This is a genomic window from Neisseria sp. Marseille-Q1983, assembly GCF_018224585.1.
GTDB lineage: Bacteria > Pseudomonadota > Gammaproteobacteria > Burkholderiales > Neisseriaceae > Neisseria > Neisseria polysaccharea.
The window spans coordinates 1-3,555 of sequence record NZ_JAGTUI010000079.1 but is presented as its reverse complement, the minus strand read 5'-3'; the positions used below and the strand labels follow the sequence as shown (position 1 = coordinate 3,555).

At 40.6% G+C, this 3,555-nt stretch carries 4 protein-coding genes and 1 pseudogene; 4 read left to right on the top strand and 1 reads right to left on the bottom strand.

What is annotated here, in order from left to right; genetic code table 11:
- From KEM39_RS11730 to KEM39_RS10955, 4 genes are all read left to right on the top strand, one after another.
- Positions 1-560 (top strand): RHS repeat-associated core domain-containing protein (locus KEM39_RS11730; protein ID WP_249182761.1); only part of this gene is annotated, 560 nt, incomplete at its 5' end.
- 15 nt (positions 561-575) lie between these two features.
- Positions 576-1,247 carry a hypothetical protein gene (locus KEM39_RS10965; RefSeq protein WP_211710033.1) on the top strand — a complete coding sequence of 224 codons (672 nt, stop codon included), beginning with the start codon at positions 576-578 and terminating at the stop codon, positions 1,245-1,247.
- A gap of 125 nt (positions 1,248-1,372) precedes the next feature.
- Positions 1,373-2,533, top strand: coding sequence for an RHS repeat-associated core domain-containing protein (locus tag KEM39_RS10960; protein ID WP_211710032.1), 1,161 nt, complete (start codon positions 1,373-1,375; stop codon positions 2,531-2,533).
- 9 nt (positions 2,534-2,542) lie between these two features.
- Positions 2,543-3,220 (top strand): hypothetical protein, encoded by a 678-nt coding sequence (locus KEM39_RS10955; RefSeq protein WP_107863814.1) that lies wholly within the window; start codon positions 2,543-2,545, stop codon positions 3,218-3,220.
- Positions 3,221-3,371: 151 nt separating this feature from the next.
- Here KEM39_RS10955 and KEM39_RS12130 read toward each other — a convergent pair.
- Positions 3,372-3,555, bottom strand: a pseudogene (locus KEM39_RS12130) (hypothetical protein); the annotation flags it as partial.

Sequence of the window (3,555 nt, the reverse complement as noted above, 5' to 3'; positions counted from 1 at the left end):
CCGGGCTGCATTACAACCTGATGCGGTATTACGAGCCTGAGGCCGGGCGGTTTGTGAATCAGGATCCGATTGGGTTGGCAGGAGGGGAGCATTTGTATGGGTTTGCACCTAATGCTCTAGCCTGGGTCGATCCATTAGGTTTATATGGTTATTACGAACTCTATAAAAATGGTAAATTAGTTTATCGTGGGATTACGGAACGTAAAGTTTTCGAACGAATAATAGAACATGCCGCTGACTGCAAAGATTTTGATGATGCCCGATACATTGAAGGTCTAAAAAACTATCGAGCTGCGCGAAATATGGAAGGTTCGGGTTTGTTGTATGACTGGAAAGATGGAAATAGAGATATGCTGAACAAAAAGCGCAGGATAGTTGAAGGCTACTATCATAGTTATCACGAAGATAAATTTGTCAATAATAAAGACAAGGATGGAAGAACGTTGTTAACAAAAAAACAAATAAGCGACAGAATGAAAAATGCAACTTTACTAACCCAATCTGAAAAAAACAGGGTTAAAAAGAAACTCGGGAAATGTCCCAAGCAGAACTGTAAATAATCGAGAGGCAATACTATGAAATATATCAGCAGAGAATTAGGAAAACCCAAGCAATTCCAGAAGTTATTAGACTATCTGACCGCATTTTTAAATGATGAAAATACAGACTCTACGCCATTGGATACAGCTGATACAATGTCTAAAATAGCCTGCTATCATCGCATGCCATCTGAATTTACAGAGAATGTAGACTGCTTAAAATTGGTGATTAATTTTAGTAACAAGTATGCAGATGATGAAAAAATTTTATGGCATTGTTTGCGTGCATTAGGCGAATTTGGTTTTTTATCCACTCAAGAAAAGTGTAAACTTTTATGTTTTAATTATTTGAGTAAATTTAGGAATCATGAGAGCAAAAAAATTCGGCGACGTGTAGCCCTAGATTTAATAGGATCTTATCGTGAATTATTAAAAAAAGAGCCTGATTGGTTTGATTATGCAGTATCTCTTTTAGATCTACCTCCTGCTAATGAGTCATTTTGGGAATTTTCTATTATGCTCAATAATGAAATTAATTCGTTCGATAAAGAACAAATTTCTTTCATTATCGGAAAATATGAAAAATTTTTACAAAAAACAAAAAATGATTTTTACAAAAAAACCTACACTCAGCTTGTAAAACTATTAAAAAAACACATTTCAGGGGAAACTGTATTAAAGCCACAAGATTTATTGAAAGATGCTTAGTTAAAGTAGCAAGCCGTAGCCCGCATAAAACCCTCAGTCCCGATGTAGGGTGTGTGCGGAACGCACGCACGCGGTTTTCGCTTTTCAGACGACCTCACTATCTTCTTTGAGGTCGTCTGAAACATTTGTTCTTTAACAACCTGATCTACCGCCAGCTGCCCAATGGCGAAAACCAATATTACCAATACGATTTAGAAAACCAACTCGTCCGCGCCGAAATCAAAAAGCCCGCCGGCAATACCGAGATTTGGGAATATGCCTATGACCCGTTCGGGCGAAGACTGAGTAAGGAAAGAAAAGACAAACTCGCCCGGACGAGCACCGACCCCAAACGCACCCACTTCGTCTGGGACGGAACACGATTACTTCAGGAGTACACCTACAAAGGCAGCTACACCTATCTCTACACCGACCAAGACAGCTACGAACCCTTAGCCCAAGTCTTCCATAACAACCGAGACGAAGCACAATACCTTGCCTATTTCCACAACGACCAAATCGGCATCCCGCGCGAGATGACCGACATCCACGGCAATCTCTTATGGTACGGCGAATACACCGCCTGGGGTCGTCTGAAAAAGGACGGGCGCGTCTATCAGCACGCGCATCAGCCGTTCAGATTGCAAAACCAGTATTATGATGAAGAGACCGGGCTGCATTACAACCTGATGCGTTATTACGAGGCGGAGACAGGGCGTTTCATTAACCAAGATCCGATTGGGTTGTTGGGTGGTAGTAACCTTTATCGGTTTGCACCTAATGCACAAGGATGGACTGATCCCTCTGGTTTTATAGCTATGGCATTAGTTTTCTTACCAGAAATAGGTGCTGCTTTAACTGCTTTAGGGCAAGCTGCACTGACAGCAATTGGCATTGGAGCAGTTTTAAGTCTAAGTGGTGATACTTCAAAACAAAAAAGTCAGGCTAAAGCAGGGGCAAGGGCAGCGGTAAAGGTAGGCGCTTGTCATGGAAACTGTAAAAGTTCAAAAAAGCCTCAACACGGATATAAAATTTACGATAAAAGAACGGGACAAATAATGGAATATGGTATCAGCGGAGCAACTAGAACAAAGGCAGATTACTTTAAAACAGAAAATAATTCGCCGAGGATTCGAAGTAAATTGAGGGTTAAGTATGGTGGCGATCCTAATTATGCAGGTTCGGTAATGATTGATGGACTGCCAAATAGAGAAGCAGCTTTAGCGTGGGAAGAGGCACAGGTACGATTACATAAACTAAAATATGGCTCCCAGCCTCCAAGGCAAAAACGACCTATAGTTGATTAGGAGAAATTTATGATTAAAGTTATAGACTTACGAAGTGAATATAGTACAAATCCAATATTTGTGAATTTTAATAGACAAGCCCACGCCATTCCAACGCTATATGCTAAATCTCTGCCTAAATTTGAATCAAAACAGATTAGTACCTGTTTGATTATTTTGTATCCTCATGATGATTTCCCAGAAAAACCGAATATAAAAGGATTTGCAGATTTCTATCTGTATTTTAATTTTGATAAATATTTTGTGTCTTCTGATGCTGAGAAAAAAATGATGCAATTAGAAGCAGTCCATCAAGGAATGTTGGGAATTGCAGTTGAACAGGGGTGGAATACAGAACCATTTGAAATAGCATATCAAGCCTGCTTAGATGCTAATCTCATCTTAAGTACTCAAATTAAAAAACGCAAAATGAGTCCGAATAGAAAACAGTATTTGTCCATATTTGCACATTGTGATCTCTATCATTTTAAAATTAATTGGGTAGTATCTGATAAAAAAGGGGCAATCCTTCACGAGGGATCTCTATTTTCAGAAGAACCTTCTTTCTTGGCCATGGGCTATCGGTTGAATTTTCATTGGATAGACGACGAACATTTTATTGTTCAGTCCGATTACAAAGGGCTGATTTCAGATACTTGGGAAGTTGATATTTTAAATAGGGTTGTTCTAACAACTCATAGGCAGTAGCCCGTATAACGCTTTCAATTTCGGCGTAGCGTGCAGAGGAAAGCACGAACGCGGTTCCTGCTTTTCAGACGATCTCAATAGGTTGTCTAAAATATTTGCTCTTTAACAACTTCGTTACTAGTCAACATAGAGGTCGTCTGAAAAGCAACTTTCAGACGACTTTTGTTGTAGCGCGCTCAACCGCCGCTACGCCTACGACAAAGCCGGCAACCTGATTCAAAGCGCCGACCAAAGAAGCGGTGTCCTTCATTACGTTTACGACAAAATCGGACGGATTCGAGAAGCCCGCAACAGCCAAACCGGCCGCAGCGAAACCTTCGCCTTCGACCCCGCCC